Consider the following 18,052-nt stretch of genomic DNA (forward strand, 5'->3'; position numbering starts at 1 on the left):
GCTGAAGCGCTTAAACTTGGGGCGTGTGTAAGCGATCACCGTTTGCCATGCGTTATAATGGCGCCCTGCTGAAGTAGAGTAGGGCTCAGAGAGTCGTGACAAGATCGTCTTTTTAGATTGGTCTATTTACGGAATCAGGGTGGTAACGCGAGCACAGTCTCGTCCCTTTTACAGGGATGGGGCTTTTTTTGTTGCTTTTTTAAGTGCGCTAGAACAATTAATGATGAGCAGAGAGGAAGTATAACGTTATGAACAGAGTGGATGTTAAAGAAAAAGCACGGTCACGTGACCTACGCATCCTGAGCAAATGGAAACAGGAGGACACATTCCGTAAATCCATTACCAATCGTGAAGGAAAGCCCAATTTTGTGTTTTATGAGGGCCCACCAACAGCTAACGGCAAACCACACATCGGTCATGTGCTGGGTCGCGTAATTAAGGATTTCGTCGGCCGCTATCAGACTATGAAGGGATATCGTGTCGTACGGAAGGCGGGTTGGGATACGCATGGCCTGCCGGTGGAACTGGGTGTGCAAAAGCAACTGGGGATCTCCCACAAACCTGAAATTGAAGAATATGGTGTTGAGAAATTTATTAAAAAATGTAAAGCGAGCGTGTTTGAATACGAGCAGCAATGGCGCGATTTAACCGAAGCGATCGGATACTGGACAGACCTTGATCACCCGTACATTACCTTGGACAATAACTATATCGAGAGCGTATGGAACATTTTGGCGACGATTCATGAGAAAGACCTGCTGTATCGTGGTCATCGTGTGAGTCCGTATTGCCCGGATTGTCAGACGACGCTAAGTTCCCATGAAGTAGCACAGGGCTACAAAGATGTAAAGGATCTGAGTGCCACGGCCAAATTCAAGCTGCATAGCAGTGGTGAATATGTACTGGCCTGGACGACAACACCTTGGACCTTGCCGAGCCACGTGGCGCTCGCTGTCAACCCTGAGCTGGAATACGCACGTGTGAAGCAAGAAGATGGTGTATACATCGTTGCTAAAAATCTGGTTGAGACCGTAATTAAAGGTGATCATGAAGTGATTGGCACACTATCGGGTTCTGAACTGGTAGGCCAAACCTATACCCCGCCATTTACTTATTTTCAGGTGGAAAAGGGTAACCAAATTCTGGGTGCGAAGTTCGTAACAGACTCCAGCGGTACAGGTATCGTTCATATGGCTCCGGCACATGGTGAGGATGACTATCGCGTATGTCGTGAAAATGGTGTTGGGTTTATCAACGTAGTGGATCTTCAAGGTAACTATGTAGCTGAAATCACTGATTTTGCAGGCCGTTTTGTGAAAGATTGTGATGTAGATATTGTGAAAATGCTATCCGAAAAAGGTTTGCTGTACAGCAAGGAAAAATACGAGCATAGCTATCCGTTCTGCTGGCGCTGCGATACTCCATTACTGTACTATGCTATGGACAGCTGGTTTATCAAAACAACTGCGATCAAGAATCAACTGATTGCCAACAACAGCGAAGTTGAATGGTACCCAGGTCATGTACGCGAAGGACGCTTTGGCAAGTTTTTGGAGGAACTGGTGGACTGGAACATCAGTCGTGATCGCTATTGGGGTACACCGCTTAATATCTGGGTTTGTGAGGAAACTGGAGAACAGTTTGCACCCCACAGTATTGCTGAGTTGAGAGAACGTGCGATTGGGGACGTGCCGGCGGATATCGAGCTACACAAACCATATGTAGATGATATCAAGGTTCGTAGCCAATGCGGTAAATACGAAATGACTCGCACACCGGAAGTCATCGACGTATGGTTCGATAGCGGTTCTATGCCGTTTGCACAGCATCATTATCCTTTTGAGAATAATGAAACGTTCGAGCAGCAATTTCCAGCAGATATGATCTGTGAAGGGATTGACCAGACTCGTGGCTGGTTCTATAGCTTGCTTGCGGTTTCGACTATGCTGACTGGCAAAGCTCCTTACAAAGCTGTCATGGCAACAGGTCATGTACTGGATGAGCAGGGTCAGAAAATGTCCAAATCGAAGGGCAATGTTATCGATCCGTGGGAAGTAATTGACGAGTACGGTACAGACGCTTTCCGCTGGGCATTGCTCTCCGATAGCGCACCATGGAATAGCAAACGTTTTTCCAAAGGCATCGTAGGCGAAGCTAAATCGAAGCTGGTAGATACGCTTGTCAATACACACGCATTTCTGACTTTGTATGCAGATATTGACGGATTTGATCCGGCACAGCATCCGTTCAAGCCATCAGCACACAAATTGGATCGCTGGATTTTGTCCCGTCTGAACAGCTTAATTTTGGTTGTGGACAAAGCATTGTCTGTCAATGACTTCCTGAACTCTGCCAAAGCGATTGAGTCGTTTGTGGATGAACTGAGTAACTGGTATATCCGTCGTTCACGTGATCGATTCTGGGGTAACGGGCTTACAGAAGATAAGCTGGATGCGTACCGCACACTGACGGAGGTGCTGTTAACGACGGCGAAGCTGCTTGCACCGTTCACACCGCTGCTTGCTGAGGATATTTACCTCAACCTGAGCAATGGGGAAAGTGTTCATCTGGATGACTATCCGTCTGCCAATGAATCCTTAATTGATCTGGAACTGGAGCGAGATATGGAAACGGCACGTCGCGTCGTTGAATTAGCACGTAATGTCCGTAACGAAACGGGTTTGAAAACACGTCAACCGTTGTCTGAGTTGATTCTGTCTATGGATCAGGATTTTGACCTGGGTGGCTATGAGGAAATTATCAAAGATGAGATCAATGTGAAGCATATTCATGTTGAGACGGACGATAGCGGATTTGTAGATTTTACATTGAAGCTGAATTTGAAAGTGGCAGGCAAGAAATACGGCAAAAATGTCGGATTCCTACAAAATCTTTTCAAGGGAATGTCTGCTGAAGAAACTCGTTCTGTTGTAGAAAAAGGGGTACTGAACGTGGCTTCTCCAGAAGGAGAAGAGTTGCAAGTTACAGCTGAGGAATTGCTGGTGGAGAAAAAAGCGAAAGAAGGCTTCGCTTCTGCTTCTGGCTATGGCTTAACGGTAGCGTTGAACACAGACATTACACCGGAGCTTGAGCAAGAGGGCTGGGTACGTGAAGTGGTTCGTGCGGTACAAGACTACCGCAAAAAGCTGGATCTGCCGATTGAAAAGTATGTAGCATTGACGTTGGATGTAGACAACGACTTGCGTCAGGCGATCGAAAGCTTCGACTCTGTGTTGCGTGAGAACGTATTGGTAACCACGGTGACATTTGGTCAAGCCGAACCAGCGGAACATGTAGAAGTGAATGGCAAAACGATCGGCGTTCATATTGGGGAATAATTACAAGCCCCCTGTCCCATAATACAATAACAGGCAGCATATAAAAACGAGCCTAAGCATCGGAAACGGGTTTCCTCCGTTACGTGCTTCGGCTCGTTTGCTGCTTTCGGGGCAGCCATGGGAAAAGGGGGATTGTGCATATGACAGCACGGTCAAGGCGCAGACTGGGAAGGAGTCTCCGAGGGATGAACGGAGAAGGGGCCGCCATAGCATCAGATAAGGGAATAGCAGGTGACCAGGCAGAGAAACTAAGTCGTGTGGAAAAGCTGGTGCAAGCTGTATCAGAGCAGATGGAACGAACACGTATTGCAGATTACGCTTTGCTGCTGAATAAGCCTTGGCGATTACTTTGGCTAAACCTAATATCAGGTGTTTCCCGTGGAATCGGCATTGCGCTAGGGTTTACTTTTTTTGCCGCTACCATAATTTATGTGCTGCAAGTGCTCGGAGCGTTGAATTTGCCGATTATCGGTGATTATATCGCTGATATTGTACGGATCGTACAGCGACAATTAGAGCTTACTACCTACTAGGGCGTTTCACTTTTAAGCTTCCGATTCGTCCTCGTGCAAATCTGGCTCCAGCAGACCTTCACCCTCGCCATCTTCTATATAACGCTGATAAATAGAACTGCGGACAATGGATACATTTCTGCCATAAATGTCAGTAGCGACAAAGCTTTCATATGGCTCTACGAAGCCCATATTATCATCGCCAGCTTCAATTTCCATATCATCATAGCGGTGGATTTCACCACTTTCCGCCATGGCCGGGGTGTTAGAGGTTCCCCAATTTTCAACGATCTGCCAAGCATCTTCACCGTCAAAGCCGTTTTGTTCTTCACGCTCATCCAGGCTTGTTCTACCGAACGCGGGAGCGAGAAATTCTTCCTCCACCGGACGGTTGTTGGATACTTCTGTTTCAGGACTGTATTCTTTGCAATAAATGGTATAGGGAACAGCCAACAGGCGTTCATAGGGGATGGGTTTGCCGCTGGCGGCGCAAATGCCATAGGTTCCCTTATCCATAGCCATCAAGGCTGATTTGATACGTTCCAATTGAAACTCGTCATGCTCCAGTAAGGAAATATCTTTGGCTCGCTCATAGGTTTCGGTAGCTAGATCGCCTGGATGGTTATCGATGGGAGAAAGCTCACCGGTTTGGTCGCGTTGAGAATCGCCGAGTCCATAATGGTCGTTGTTTTGCAAACGATGCTCAATTTCCTTTTTGCGTTCCAGCAGTTCGTTACGCAAGCCCTGCAGTTGTTGCTCGGTCAATGGGGACATGGAATCCTCTCCTTGTTCTAGATTTACATGCATGCAATGTGTCAGGTATGCTCCTTGTAGTGTGCACCGGGAAGACCTCTTTTACATAGGAAATTCTAATCAAATGTGATTGAGTTCATTCCATTTAAGGACTATGCTCGATAGCCTGCAGGACTCGTGGACGATCTGAGAAGGCTTATGCTACAATAAATGGGTTCGACAACGGATATAAGCGGATCGGAGTGACGAAGGACTGTGATTTATTTTGGTATTGCGCTAATTATTTTTTTGATTGATCAGGGTTTCAAATATTTGGTGGCTACGCGGATGGAATTGTACGAGCAAATACCAGTCATCGGCAATTTCTTTTTAATCACCTCTCATCGTAATCGCGGAGCCGCTTTTGGGATTTTGGAAGGGCAACGCTGGCTTTTTATCGTGATTACAATTGTAGTTGTGATCGGTATCGTATGGTACCTGAGAAAAACGGTCAGAGCTGGGCAAAAACTACTTCCTGTTGCGCTAAGTTTGGTGCTTGGGGGAGCGGTTGGTAATTTTTTGGATCGAGCTATTTCTGGAGAAGTAGTTGATTTTGCACAGTTCAATTTTGGAAGCTACACATTCCCGATTTTTAATGTGGCAGACTCGGCAATTGTCATCGGTGTTGCACTGATTATTTTGGATACATTGCTGGAATCGCGTCGGGAAAAAGGGAATGGCAATGATAGCGTTGAAGGGAAGTCATAGCATGAACGAAGTGAATGAAAACGGCGAAGCCATAGGTCTGTCTTATGAGGACGAACTGGAGGGTGAATCTCTGGAATGGACAGCGGATTCAGGGGATGCCAAAACACGTATAGACAAATACATCGCCGAAGAAATGAAGGAAGTGTCTCGTTCCCAGATCCAGCTGTGGATCGGGAATGGTCGGGTACTGGTGAACGGTGCGGCGGTCAAAGCGAACTACAAGCTGGCTGAAGGAGATCATATCGTACTATCGGTACCTGAACCAGAAAGTGTAGATATTATGCCGGAAAATATTCCGCTAGATGTCGTATACGAGGATTCGGACGTTATTGTCATTAACAAGCAACGTGGTCTAGTTGTGCATCCTGCACCAGGACACTCCTCGGGAACACTGGTCAACGCACTGATGTACCACTGCCATGACCTTTCCGGCATCAACGGGGAATTACGTCCCGGTATTGTTCACCGTATTGATAAAGATACATCAGGACTGCTGATGGCAGCTAAAAATGATCAGGCCCACGCATCACTTGCAGCACAGCTGAAGGATCATAGCGTGACTCGGAAATATATAGCATTGGTCCACGGTCATTTGAGTCACGATCAGGGAACCGTAGATGCTCCGATTGGTCGTGATTCAGGTGACCGTAAATTGTTCACGGTTACGGAACGCAACAGCAAGCATGCAGTTACCCATTTTCTCGTCATTGAACGGTTAGGTGATTATACCCTGCTTGAACTTCAATTGGAGACAGGACGGACACACCAAATTCGTGTTCACATGAAATTCATTGGACATCCATTGGTTGGCGACCCTATGTATGGACGCAGTAAAGGGGTTCGTATGGATGGCCAAGCGCTACATGCAGCGGTTCTGGGATTTAAGCATCCAACTACTGGAGAGTACTTAGAATTTAGCAGACCGATCCCTCCTGATATGGAGGACGTATTAACGTCCTTGCGTAGTCGCTAAAATAATGATGATTTGCTCTGCTTTCCTATTCAAAAACTTGAATAAATTATTAAGTATAACCGCCTAAATGGCGGTTTTTTTATTGTCTGAATAGGAATGGGTAAAAACAACTATGGATAATTATACAATGAAGATGTATAATTATTAAAGTGCTTCCGGTGGTTCCGGTTGAACGGGTGTTGACACGAGATTTTCAATCTGTCATACTTCTTGTAGTTGCGATGGACTTTGTCCGAGAGATGGTTAACCATCTCACACTATGAGAAACAGGACAAAGGAAATCCTGAATAGCACCTTTAAATCAGTCCCGTGAGGCTGGCAAGGTAACGTGAATGGATCACTGATCAGTGCATCCGCTGCGGCGGTATGTCTTCAGTGTGTCCGACAGATCGGAGAACAGTGGAAGACTGTTCATACGAGACTCCTTGCCAAACTTGGGCAAGGAGTCTTTTTTGTATCCGAACACGGGACCAGGTCTGAAGGGAACATCACCTGAGGAGGCTGGAAGCATGAGTATTGAAACACATGTACTGATGGATGAAATTGCGATTCGTCGGGCATTAACGCGGATTGCACATGAAATTTTGGAGAAAAACAAGGGTATTGACGATTGCGTACTCGTAGGTATTCGAACACGCGGAGTTCATCTGGCGCAGCGCTTAGCTGAAAAAATTGCTGAAATTGAAGGCGCACCAATTCCATGGGGAGAGCTAGATGTCACAGCCTACCGGGATGACCGGAGCAGCGTTGCCGAGGCTAAAGGAAATGGAAAAGAGCTTTTGATGAATCCCGCTGACGTATCGGTTCATGATAAGAAAGTTATTCTCTTTGACGATGTGCTGTACACAGGCCGTACTATTCGCGCGGCGATGGATGCATTGATGGACTGCGGACGACCGCAAATGATCCAGCTGGCTGTGCTAGCAGATCGCGGACACCGTGAGCTTCCGATTCGTCCGGATTACATCGGCAAGAACATCCCGACCTCCAAATCTGAGGAAATCGTAGTTGCACTTCAGGAGACGGACGGTAAGGACGAAGTGACGATCATTCAGAACCGGGGGGAATAGGTATGATCACAACAGCCAGTCAACTTAGAGAACGTAGCCTGCTCGGATTAAAAGAACTTAGCCGAAATGAAATTGAGTCGATTCTGGATCGTGCTCAGTATTGGGAATCACAGCCGCAAAAACTGATTCCAGTCCTACAGTCACGCTTCGCGGCCAACATGTTTTTTGAAAATAGTACACGCACACGCTTTTCCTTTGAAATGGCGGAGAAGCGACTCGGCGCTCAGGTTTTGAACTTTTCCGCTGCGGCTTCCAGTGTGGAAAAAGGGGAGTCCATTTACGATACTGTGCGTACGCTTGAATCCATGGGCATTGATGCTGGAGTCATTCGCTTAAAGCCAGCCGGAGTGCTGCAAGAGCTTGCTGAGAAGGTCAGTGTTCCGCTGGTTAATGCGGGAGACGGCAACAATGAACATCCAACGCAGGCTTTGCTAGACCTCTACACCATGCGCAAAACTTTCGGTGAGCTTAAAGGCTTGAGAGTATCCATCATAGGAGACATTTTGCACAGCCGTGTAGCTCGCTCGAATCTGTGGGCCTTGCAAAAATTCGGAGCCGAGGTTAGCTTCTGTGCACCAGACAATATGCAGGCATCTGATCTTGCAACGTACGCGCCTTATGTGCCGATGCAAGAAGCATTGCAGGCAGACGTAGTCATGATGCTGCGGGTCCAGCTGGAACGGCATGCCGAAGGAATGTTGCGCTCAGCGGATGAGTACCGAGAGCAGTACGGTTTGACAGAAGAAAGAGCAGCAAGCCTTAAGTCCGGAACAATTATCATGCACCCGGCTCCAGTGAATCGAAACGTGGAGATCGACAGTGCAGTTGTGGAAAGCGAGCAATCGCGAATTTTTCCGCAAATGGCCAACGGGGTTCCGATCCGCATGGCGGTTATGGAACGGGCAATGAAGCTGTAGAAGCTGTCAGCAGGATCGTAGGAAAAAGTTGCAAAAAACCTGAGCGGAGGAATATTTCAGATGAAACAATTAATTATGAATGCAAGCGTATTGAACGAGCAGGGCGAGGCTGAATTGAAATCCATCCTAATTGCCGACGGAAAAATTTTAGCTATCGCCAATGCGGATGCCGGTGTTAGCCTACTTGTGGAAGAAGGGGCATCTGGGCAAGAGCTCGAAGTCGAAAAAATCGACGCCCAGGGAAAACTGGTCATCCCCGGTCTAATCGACATGCATGTGCATCTGAGAGAACCTGGCTTTGAATATAAAGAAACCATTGAAACAGGTAGCCGCGCTGCGGTGAAAGGTGGATTTACCACGATTGCCTGCATGCCGAACACACGTCCGGTTACGGACAATGTAGACACGGTTCAGCTGGTGCTGAAAAAGGGGCAAGAGGCTGGGCTGGCCAAGGTACTTCCTTACGCAGCCATCACGAAAAACGAACTGGGACGAGAACTGACGGATTTTGAAGCGCTCAAAGCAGCAGGTGCAATCGGCTTTACTGATGACGGAGTCGGAGTGCAGAGTGCGCAAATGATGAAAGATGCCATGTCACGAGCCAAAGCGCTGGATATGCCAGTCATTGCACATTGTGAAGATAACACACTTGTTGTAGGAGCAGCGGTGACGGACGGTGAATTTGCCAAGCGTCACGGACTCAAAGGTATCCCCAATGAATCCGAGGCGATCCATGTTGGGCGTGACATCCTGCTATCCGAGGCAACCGGGGCACATTATCATGTATGCCATGTCAGCACAGAGCAATCGGTGCGGTTGATTCGCCATGCAAAATCTTTTGGCATCAAAGTCACTGCTGAGGTATGCCCGCATCACTTGGTACTGTCCGATGAGGACATTCCTGGGCTGGATGCCAACTGGAAAATGAATCCTCCACTACGTTCCCCGCGTGATGTACAGGCATGCATCGAGGGGCTGGAGGACGGAACGATTGATATCATCGTAACTGACCATGCAGCACACAGCGAGGAAGAGAAGGCAAAAGGGTTGGAGCTGGCGCCATTTGGAATCGTCGGATTTGAAACGGCCTTTCCACTGCTGTACACCAAATTCGTAGCTACTGGGAAATGGACGCTGGACTTTCTGGTGCGCCGTATGACGACTGACCCAGCGCGTGTCTTCCGCCTTGATACAGGACGTCTGGAAGAGGGAGCACCCGCTGACCTGACCATGATTGATCTGGAGCAGGAGCAGGCAGTTGATCCACAAACGTTTGCCAGCAAAGGGCGCAACACTCCTTTTACAGGCTGGAAGCTCAAAGGCTGGCCAGTGAAAACTTGGGTAGATGGCAAACTGGTATGGTCTGCTGACGAAGCGCAATAATACACAACTACTTAAAAAATAGAACCTTATAGCAGGAAACAATATAGAGGAGTGAGACGGGATGCAGGCAAGATTGTTACTTCAGGACGGCACGCTGTTTACAGGCACATCATTTGGTGCGGAAGGTGAAAAAACAGGCGAAGTCGTTTTCAACACAGGGATTACAGGCTATCAAGAGGTGCTGACGGATCCCTCTTATTGCGGACAAATCGTAACCATGACTTACCCGCTGATTGGTAATTATGGAATTACTCGTGATGATTTTGAATCGGTACGGCCTTATGTTCATGGCTTTGCTGTTCGACATTACGAGCCGGCGCCAAGTAACTGGCGTGCTCAATACAGCGTGGGCGATTTGCTGAAGGAATATGGCATCATTGGCATTAGCGACATCGACACCCGCATGCTCACCCGGATTATTCGCCATCACGGCACAATGAAGGGCATTTTGACGACTGGTTCCCAGCCGGTGGAAGAACTAAAAGAAATGATGTCCGACATGACCATAGAAGAACTGCGCAATCAGGTTCCTTTGACTTCTACACCTCATCCGTACAGCAGCCCTGGCAACGGAGAACGGATCGTATTGATTGACTATGGTGCCAAGAGCGGCATCCTGCGCGAACTGAATAAACGGGACTGCGATGTGGTTGTCGTTCCGCATGATACGACGGCCGAAGAAATTCGTCGCTTAGATCCAGACGGTATACAGCTGTCCAACGGTCCTGGAGATCCGAAAGACGTACCACATGCTGTCCGTACGGTGGCTGAACTGCTAGGAGAATACCCTATTTTCGGGATTTGCTTGGGACACCAGTTGTTTGCCTTAGCTTCGGGAGCGGATACGGAAAAACTGAAATTTGGACATCGCGGTGGTAACCATCCGGTAAAAGAACTGGAGAGCGGCCGTTGCTTCATTACATCACAAAATCACGGGTACACAGTGAATGAGGATTCGATCCAAGGAACTGAGCTTGAAGTGACGCATATTAATAACAACGATAAAACGATCGAGGGTCTTAAACATACTAAATATCCTGCGTTTTCGGTGCAATATCACCCAGAGGCTGCACCTGGCCCTTACGATAATGGCTACCTGTTTGACCGCTTTCTGGATATGATTCGTGAACACAAAAGAAATCAACCAAAGCAACCGCGTCAGGCTGCTATCGCCGCCGCAGTGAGAGGAGAGCGCTAATATGCCGAAAAATACAGAACTTAAAAAAATACTCGTGATCGGTTCCGGCCCTATCGTTATTGGTCAGGCAGCAGAATTCGATTACGCTGGTACACAAGCTTGTCAAGCGCTCAAAGAAGAAGGCGTCGAGGTAGTACTGATTAACAGTAACCCGGCAACCATCATGACAGACACCAATATGGCAGACAAAGTATATATCGAGCCGATTACACTGGATTTTGTAACACAGATTATCCGTCAGGAGCGTCCAGATGGTCTACTTCCTACACTGGGAGGACAGACAGGTCTGAATATGGCAGTGGAACTGGCTCGCGCAGGGGTATTGGAGCGCGAAAACGTTAAGCTGCTGGGAACTCAACTGAATTCAATTGAAAAAGCCGAAGACCGGGACTTGTTCCGCGACCTGATGCGTGAGTTGGAACAGCCCGTGCCGGAGAGTGTAATTGTAACGACATTGGAAGAATCGCTGGAATTTGCTAACGAAATCGGTTATCCCATTATCGTTCGCCCGGCTTATACGCTGGGAGGTACAGGCGGTGGGATCTGCGCCACAGAAGAAGAATTGCGTGAAACAGTAAGCTCTGGCTTGCGTTACAGTCCAATCGGACAATGCTTAGTGGAAAAAAGTATCGCAGGTATGAAGGAAGTCGAATATGAAGTCATGCGTGACGGTAATGACAACTGTATCGTGGTCTGCAATATGGAAAACTTCGATCCGGTCGGCGTGCACACTGGTGACAGTATCGTCGTAGCGCCGAGCCAGACGCTGTCAGATCGTGAGTATCAGATGCTGCGCTCCGCTTCTCTCAAAATTATCCGCGCCCTCAATATCGAAGGCGGCTGTAATGTACAGTTTGCACTGGATCCGCACAGCTATCAATACTACGTGATTGAGGTCAACCCACGGGTGAGCCGTTCCTCGGCACTGGCTTCCAAGGCGACCGGATATCCGATTGCCAAAATGGCGGCCAAAATTGCACTAGGCTACACACTGGATGAAATTGTGAATCCGGTAACGGGACAAACGTATGCTTGCTTTGAGCCGACATTGGATTACATCGTGAGTAAAATACCACGCTGGCCATTTGACAAGTTCATTTCTGCCAACCGCAAACTTGGCACACAAATGAAAGCAACCGGTGAAGTCATGGCCATCGGACGTACATTTGAAGAGTCAATCCATAAAGCGGTTCGTTCTCTGGAAATTGGTGTACATCGCCTGCATCTAAAGGGTGCCGATCAACTATCTGATGAGGTGCTTAAGGATCGTCTGAGTAAAGCAGATGATGAACGCTTGTTCTTGGTAGCCGAGGCATTCCGTCGCGGCTGGAAGCAACAAGATATTCAGGATATAACTAAAATTGATTGGTGGTTCCTCGACAAGGTAGAGGGAATTGTCAAATTTGAATCCACTATCGCAGAAGAGTCTGAGTTGACTTATGAAACACTCTATCAGGCCAAACGAAAAGGATTTACTGACCGCTCCATTGCCGAGATTCGCAGTATGGGTCAACGCAAGAGTATGACAACCGAACCCGAGGTTCGTGAATTCCGTCTAAATCAAAACCTGCGTCCTGTTTACAAAATGGTAGATACGTGCGCGGCCGAGTTTGAAGCCACAACTCCGTACTACTACTCCTCTTATGAGGTGGAAAACGAAGTGATTCCATCCAACAAAGAGAAAGTCATCGTACTCGGCTCAGGACCCATCCGAATCGGGCAGGGGATTGAATTTGACTACTCTACTGTGCATGCGGTGTGGGCTATTCAAAAAGCGGGTTACGAAGCGGTAATTATTAATAACAATCCGGAGACTGTATCTACAGACTTCAACACATCTGACCGTCTCTACTTTGAGCCACTTTTCTTCGAGGATGTAATGAATGTCATCGAGCAGGAAAAACCGATTGGTGTCATCGTCCAGTTCGGCGGTCAAACGGCGATTAACCTCGCAGCACCACTTAGTGCGGCAGGCGTGAATATTTTGGGTACGAGTCTGGAAAGTATCGATGAAGCAGAAGACCGGAAAAAGTTCGAACAGCTGCTGTCTCGCCTTGCAATCGCCCAGCCTAAAGGTAATACGGTCACGTCGGTAGATGAAGCGGTAGGAACTGCCCAAGCATTGGGGTATCCGGTTCTGGTACGTCCATCCTACGTCCTGGGCGGACGCGCTATGGAAATTGTGTATTCAGATACGGAATTGCTGCGGTACATGGAAGAAGCGGTTAAAATCAATCCAGAACACCCTGTGCTCATCGACCGTTATATGCTGGGCAAAGAAGTTGAGGTTGACGCCATCTGTGACGGTGAAACGGTCTTAGTACCTGGGATTATGGAACATGTGGAACGGGCAGGGGTTCACTCGGGTGACTCGATCGCAGTGTATCCGCCACAACACTTGTCTGACGAGCTGAAGCAAAAAGTCGTGGACATTACGATCAGCATCGCCAAGGAATTGAAAACGATTGGTCTGGTAAACATTCAGTTCGTCATTCATCAGGATGAGGTGTATGTCATCGAGGTTAACCCTCGTTCCTCACGGACGGTTCCTTTCCTAAGCAAAGTAACGAATATTCCGATGGCTAACCTGGCGACACAGGCCATTTTGGGCGGTAAGCTCAAAGATGCAGGCTACACAGAAGGGCTATGGCCTGAAAGTAATTATGTCTCGGTTAAGGTTCCTGTATTCTCCTTTGCCAAGCTGCGTCGTGTAGAGCCAACACTGGGGCCTGAAATGAAATCTACAGGTGAAGTTATGGGACGCGATATCCAGTATGCGAAAGCATTGTACAAAGGACTCGTAGGCGCAGGTATGAAAATTCCATCTACTGGGGCGATCATCATCACAGTAGCGGATAAGGATAAGGAAGAAGCGGTCGAGCTGATGCAGGGCTTTTATAGACTGGGCTACAAAATTATTGCTACAGGTGGAACGGCAGCAGCCTTGGAACAGGCCCACATTCCAGTGAACACTGTTAACAAGCTAAGTGAGGGCAATCCGAATATTCTGGATATGATCCGTACAGGTGAAGCCAACTTTGTCTTCAACACGCTCACCAAAGGCAAAACGCCAGAGCGTGACGGATTCCGCATCCGCCGCGAAGCAGTTGAAAACGGCATTGTCTGCATGACCTCGCTGGATACAGTGCGCGCTCTGTTAAAAATGCTGGAGACGATTAACTTCACATCCGAATCGATGCCAGTTCTGAGCAACTAACGCGTTATGAATAGATAAGCAAAATAAGTGGTAATGGGAAGGACATTCATCAGCATTTGCTGACGGATGTCCTTTATCACGGGCAAATATACCCGAATTGATGTGAAAAGGGGCGGTAGAACGGTGAACGAAGCATTTCAGCAGATGGCAGGACGGCTGATGGTTGCGCTAGATTACCCGGATGCACAACAAGCAGAGCAGTTAATTCGGCAGCTGGAGGGAATACCTTGTTATATAAAAGTGGGGATGCAGCTGTTTTATAGCGCAGGGCCAGCTTTTGTAGAACAATTAAAATCAAGAGGATACTCCGTATTTCTGGATTTGAAAATGCACGATATCCCTAACACGGTACGGGGAGGGGCAGAGAGCATTACCCGTCTAGGGGTGGATATGTTTAACGTACACGCTGCTGGAGGCCGCAGTATGATGTCGGCCGCCAGAGCCGGAGCTGAAGCAGCGATTTCAGCAGACAGCTCACTTGCCATGCCGCTCATTATTGCAGTTACACAGCTGACCAGCACGGATCAAACGACTATGAATACGGAGTTAGGCATTCCGGGCACGGTGCAGGATGCTGTCGTTCGTTATGCACAATTGACGCGTGAGGCTGGACTGGACGGTGTGGTCGCATCCCCATTAGAAGTGCCTGCGATTCGTGCGGTATGTGGAGCGGACTTTAAAACCATAACTCCTGGCATACGCCCGGCAGGCAGTGCTACAGGTGATCAGTCGCGTGTGCTTACACCCGGACAAGCCATTGCCCAAGGCAGCAGCTACATTGTCGTTGGACGGCCGATCACGGCGGCACCAGACCCACGCGCCGCAGCAAAACATATTATTGAGGAGATGATACAAGTATGACTACATTAAACAATATCCCAGAACAAGTTGCATCCCATCTGTTACGCATTCAGGCGGTGGCACTGCGTCCACAGCAACCTTTTACATGGACATCCGGTATTAAATCCCCTATCTACTGTGACAATCGCCTGACCATGTCCTACCCGGAGGTGCGTGAACTAATCGCAGACTCTTTTGCGGCTCTCATCCGTGAACAATACCCTGAGACCGAGGTTATTGCCGGCACAGCCACAGCAGGGATTCCTCATGCCGCCTGGGTGGCACAAAAACTAAATCTGCCAATGGCTTATGTCAGAGACAAAGCCAAAGGACACGGGAAAGAAAACCAAATCGAAGGCCGCATTAGCGCCGGACAAAAGGTTATGGTTATCGAAGACCTCATCTCTACCGGGGGAAGCTCCATTAAAGCAGCACAGGCTGTAGAGCAAGCAGGCGCTCAGCCGTTAGCTGTACTGGCTATTTTCAGCTACCAGCTGGACAAAGCTACTCAAGCTTTTGAAGAAGCAGGTGTGAAGCTGCAAACCTTGTCTAATTACACCGCCTTGATGGAGGTTGCTTTGCGTGAGGGAACCATTCAGCAGGAAGAAATGGAACTTCTGCGTTCCTGGCGTCAGGACCCGGCTTCTTTTGGCAAATAAGGCTGAGTACTAGAGACAACGGAGCCAATAAGTAGTGCGCCACAGACTCATTGCCATCCAGTGCAAATTGTTAGAAATCAAGCTGTGTAAATCGAATTCGATCCGGTTACACTAACTCCTACTATACATGTGAAAAGAGGGAGTTCGGATGTATTGGGTTTACTATGGCAGACTGTACACGACTAAATTTCAGGCAGGGTGTTTGGCAAAAAGGCTGGAGCACGACGGCTGGATGTACGGCTACAATGATCCCCGCGCAGTGGAGGTGTACCGCTCGCGCAAAGGTCGTTATGGTGTCCGATTTATTCCATAGGTTTACAAAAATAATTTTTAAAAAGAAAATTTCTAAAAACTATTGACGAAACACAAGAAAATGTTGTATATTAATTAACGTTGCTGTTACGAATATGTAGCGTGAATATACATATTTTTTTGAGGGCCCTTAGCTCAGTTGGTTAGAGCGGTCGGCTCATAACCGATTGGTCGGGGGTTCGAGTCCCTCAGGGCCCATTTCCTCAAAAACCCTTGCTTAGCAAGGGTTTTTTTGTTGTTTTTTCTGTATTATAAGAGAATGGAGAGTAGTTGCTTAAACTTAATTGCTTACCTTTTGGTCATGGTGCTTTCTTTATCGGATTCTGACATTTTAAATAGATAAGTACTCTAAAATTTACACCTTTCTTTAATGGGACCTAGACCTTATGTAACTTCGTTCTAGCTTATGTAGGTTATTAAAACTGTTTCCTATTTTACTGAGTCTTATCGTTATTAGTATCCAATAAAAAATATTTATTCTAATATATAGATAATATTTATAAGTCAGTAAGTTTATGTTTAGATAATTTTTGAAGAACATGTTACCTTAGTGTCTGTACAAGAGATAGATTACTGGGGGAATATTTATGAAAAAGAATCTCATTAAGAAAACTTTTATATTGCTCAGCGCATCATTGTTTTTACTAATCGTATTTTCAAATTTAAGAACGTATGCAGCAGCATCAGTTGGTCAGGCATTACCTACTCCAGAGAGTGGGTGGCAACGATATGAAGAGCTTGCTCCTGGTTTCATCTTTGAAGGAAATGGATGGCAAACCCCAACTGCGGGGAGCTATTCTGGAGGAAGTGAAAAGTTTACACTTAATTCATCTCTACATACTGTTAAATTTCAATTTTGGGGTACGGATCTAAGATTAATTAGTTATAGAGGCGGAGATAGACAAACATCTATTCAAGTAAATATTGATGGTGTGAATTATAGTTACTCAGCAAATGGTCAAGCACAAGTGACTACCCTTTTATTTGAAAAAAGGAACTTAGAAAATAAATTACATTCCGTAGAAGTAAGTGCAAGCAACTCAAACGTTTATAATCTGTTCGAATTTGATGCTTTAGATATCAACGAGACTGGATATTTAGTAAATCCTAAAATCAGTGCTCCTTCAAATCTATCTGCAAAGGCAGGAGACGCCAAGGTAGATTTAAGCTGGACAGCAAGCCCCGATAAAACAGAATATACTATAAAACGAAGCACTACTTCTGCAGGACCGTATGATACAATTGCTTCCAACGTCAAAACTCCATCGTATTCTGATACATCTGTGGTCAATGGAACAACATACTATTACGTAGTTACAGCAGTAAGTAATAATGGCGAAAGTGAATTTTCTAAAGAGGTTTCAGCTACTCCACAAGGAGAAAAGCAAACAGATTCCGATACCGAAAATCCATCTCAACCTAATCCTGAACCATCTGAGCCAGCTCAACCGACAGGTGATCGAGCAATTCTTGTAGTAACTATGACCAATGGCTTTGAGAAGGAATTTGATTTAAGTATGAAAGAAGTTAACAACTTTATAGCGTGGTATGATGCAAAAGATGCCGGCCGTGGTCAATCATATTATAAAATCGATAAACACAATAACAACAAAGGTCCATTCAGCAGTCGAAAGGATTATGTAATCTTTGATAAGATTCTCACATTTGAAGTAAGTGAATACTCTAAATAAATTGAAATCCCCTGCAATAATGGCAGGGGATTTTTCAGAAAATATGCAATGATATTCTTGCTAATCATTGACCAAGTGTGCCAAGGCCTTTGTCAGCTAAATAGTTAGTTTACCTTTACGGTATACACCATTCTCAATTTACCGTTACCGGCGTAAATCTCAACTCTTGCATTCGTTGCAGTGGTGGTGGTTACTAAGCCGGAAGCGGAGACGGTGACATTTCCGCTCGCCACTTTATAAGTATCTCCAGGGTAATTTGACAACGCATAAGAATAATTACGTGGCAACGTAGCCGTTCTGTAGTATACTCCGTTTACTTGTACAACAGGTGTAATTTCTGGAGAAGGGCCTACTGCTGCGGACGCACTAGGGACAATAATACTCCCAATGAGTCCCAAAGACATAGCTGTTGATAATAATATTTTCTTAGTATTCATAAAAA

At 46.8% G+C, this 18,052-nt stretch carries 15 protein-coding genes, 1 tRNA gene and 1 other annotated feature (1 of these 17 cut by a window edge); of the genes, 14 read left to right on the forward strand and 2 right to left on the reverse strand.

The genetic code is table 11. From position 1 onward, the window contains the following. Positions 1-170 (forward strand) — a binding site (T-box leader) (it extends 109 nt beyond the left edge of the window). Positions 171-248: 78 nt separating this feature from the next. Further along, the gene (gene ileS, locus ACXHJ1_RS15900) at positions 249-3,338 is read left to right on the forward strand and encodes an isoleucine--tRNA ligase (protein ID WP_107733307.1); all 3,090 of its coding nucleotides are present in this window, start codon (positions 249-251) and stop codon (positions 3,336-3,338) included. Between the two features lie 140 nt (positions 3,339-3,478). Beyond that, positions 3,479-3,871, forward strand: a complete 393-nt coding sequence (locus ACXHJ1_RS15905) for a DUF5665 domain-containing protein (protein ID WP_026065489.1) — start codon at positions 3,479-3,481, stop codon at positions 3,869-3,871. A 12-nt stretch (positions 3,872-3,883) separates the two neighbouring features. On the opposite strand, the gene ACXHJ1_RS15910 is transcribed toward ACXHJ1_RS15905, so the two are convergent. Then, entirely contained in the window at positions 3,884-4,624 is a 741-nt protein-coding gene (locus ACXHJ1_RS15910; protein ID WP_016821531.1) for a TraR/DksA C4-type zinc finger protein, read from the reverse strand. A 234-nt stretch (positions 4,625-4,858) separates the two neighbouring features. Here ACXHJ1_RS15910 and lspA point away from each other — a divergent pair, with 234 nt between their 5' ends. The 12 genes from lspA to ACXHJ1_RS15970 all read left to right on the forward strand — a co-directional run bounded on the left by lspA (position 4,859) and on the right by ACXHJ1_RS15970 (position 17,610). Then, the gene (gene lspA, locus ACXHJ1_RS15915; RefSeq protein ID WP_107733308.1) at positions 4,859-5,350 is read left to right on the forward strand and encodes a signal peptidase II; all 492 of its coding nucleotides are present in this window, start codon (positions 4,859-4,861) and stop codon (positions 5,348-5,350) included. Between the two features lies 1 nt (position 5,351). Next, the gene (locus ACXHJ1_RS15920) at positions 5,352-6,323 is read left to right on the forward strand and encodes an RluA family pseudouridine synthase (protein ID WP_113049903.1); all 972 of its coding nucleotides are present in this window, start codon (positions 5,352-5,354) and stop codon (positions 6,321-6,323) included. Positions 6,324-6,832: 509 nt separating this feature from the next. Next, positions 6,833-7,393 (forward strand): bifunctional pyr operon transcriptional regulator/uracil phosphoribosyltransferase PyrR, encoded by a 561-nt coding sequence (pyrR, locus tag ACXHJ1_RS15925; protein WP_016821529.1) that lies wholly within the window; start codon positions 6,833-6,835, stop codon positions 7,391-7,393. 2 nt (positions 7,394-7,395) lie between these two features. After that, on the forward strand, positions 7,396-8,310 hold the full coding sequence (locus tag ACXHJ1_RS15930) for an aspartate carbamoyltransferase catalytic subunit (protein WP_016821528.1): 915 nt from the start codon (positions 7,396-7,398) through the stop codon (positions 8,308-8,310). A 60-nt stretch (positions 8,311-8,370) separates the two neighbouring features. Beyond that, a complete protein-coding gene (locus tag ACXHJ1_RS15935) occupies positions 8,371-9,693 on the forward strand; it encodes a dihydroorotase (protein ID WP_107733310.1) in 1,323 nt (440 codons plus the stop codon). Positions 9,694-9,754: 61 nt separating this feature from the next. Then, positions 9,755-10,891 carry a glutamine-hydrolyzing carbamoyl-phosphate synthase small subunit gene (gene carA, locus ACXHJ1_RS15940; protein WP_016821526.1) on the forward strand — a complete coding sequence of 379 codons (1,137 nt, stop codon included), beginning with the start codon at positions 9,755-9,757 and terminating at the stop codon, positions 10,889-10,891. Between the two features lies 1 nt (position 10,892). Continuing rightward, positions 10,893-14,108: a carbamoyl-phosphate synthase large subunit gene (gene carB / locus ACXHJ1_RS15945; RefSeq protein ID WP_016821525.1), complete on the forward strand. Its 3,216-nt coding sequence runs from the start codon at positions 10,893-10,895 to the stop codon at positions 14,106-14,108. A gap of 66 nt (positions 14,109-14,174) precedes the next feature. Further along, positions 14,175-14,969, forward strand: coding sequence for an orotidine-5'-phosphate decarboxylase (gene pyrF, locus ACXHJ1_RS15950; protein ID WP_107733312.1), 795 nt, complete (start codon positions 14,175-14,177; stop codon positions 14,967-14,969). After that, entirely contained in the window at positions 14,966-15,607 is a 642-nt protein-coding gene (gene pyrE, locus ACXHJ1_RS15955) for an orotate phosphoribosyltransferase (protein WP_107733313.1), read from the forward strand. The genes pyrF and pyrE overlap by 4 nt, the downstream gene beginning before the upstream one ends. A 148-nt stretch (positions 15,608-15,755) precedes the next feature. Continuing rightward, entirely contained in the window at positions 15,756-15,920 is a 165-nt protein-coding gene (locus tag ACXHJ1_RS15960) for a hypothetical protein (protein WP_010345444.1), read from the forward strand. Between the two features lie 123 nt (positions 15,921-16,043). Then, positions 16,044-16,117 (forward strand) — tRNA-Ile (locus tag ACXHJ1_RS15965). A gap of 389 nt (positions 16,118-16,506) precedes the next feature. Further along, positions 16,507-17,610, forward strand: a complete 1,104-nt coding sequence (locus tag ACXHJ1_RS15970; protein ID WP_181323651.1) for a fibronectin type III domain-containing protein — start codon at positions 16,507-16,509, stop codon at positions 17,608-17,610. Positions 17,611-17,714: 104 nt separating this feature from the next. Here ACXHJ1_RS15970 and ACXHJ1_RS15975 read toward each other — a convergent pair whose 3' ends face one another. Then, the gene (locus ACXHJ1_RS15975) at positions 17,715-18,047 is read right to left on the reverse strand and encodes a hypothetical protein (RefSeq protein WP_457904904.1); all 333 of its coding nucleotides are present in this window, start codon (positions 18,045-18,047) and stop codon (positions 17,715-17,717) included. Between the last annotated feature and the right edge of the window lie 5 nt (positions 18,048-18,052).

It is taken from the genome of Paenibacillus sp. ALE2 (genome assembly GCF_054113385.1).